Below are 535 nucleotides of genomic sequence, written 5' to 3'. Positions count from 1 at the left end.
CAACAAGTTTTAATCAACATCACCGCCGATGGATGTGCATTCTACAGTATTTCGGAGGGGTTGCAACCCCCTTTTTCAAATAATTCAGCAAAAACCTAATGACCGCTTATTTATTCTGCAAAATGACGGGGTTTTCTTATTTTTAGGCTTCAATTCGCAAAGTTTTTCAGCTTAAAACCTATAAACAAGTTAAATACAGTCCCTACCCTAATTATTTTAAGCACTCCCATTCTCCCTTTTTTATATTTTATGTTCTCGTCAAGCCCTCATAATAGCTCTCCTATCTAAATACCAACCAGCAGGACATAAAGACAAAGAAAAGTAGCTAGATTAAAAACGAAATCACTTTCAATTAAATCAACATAAGAAATCATTTTTTTGTTTTCTTAATTTATATCTTACTCAAACAATTCATTGATTTTTTCAACCACCTCAGCCCTCTATCTTCAACAGGTTTTATATGCCCTATTGATGGCGATCAAATTGTTTCTAATATTGAACTGCGCTTATTAAAGAGATTACTCAAACCATGTTG

It is taken from the genome of Acinetobacter sp. GG23 (genome assembly GCF_057766365.1).
Note: the sequence above shows the minus strand (reverse complement) of the source record.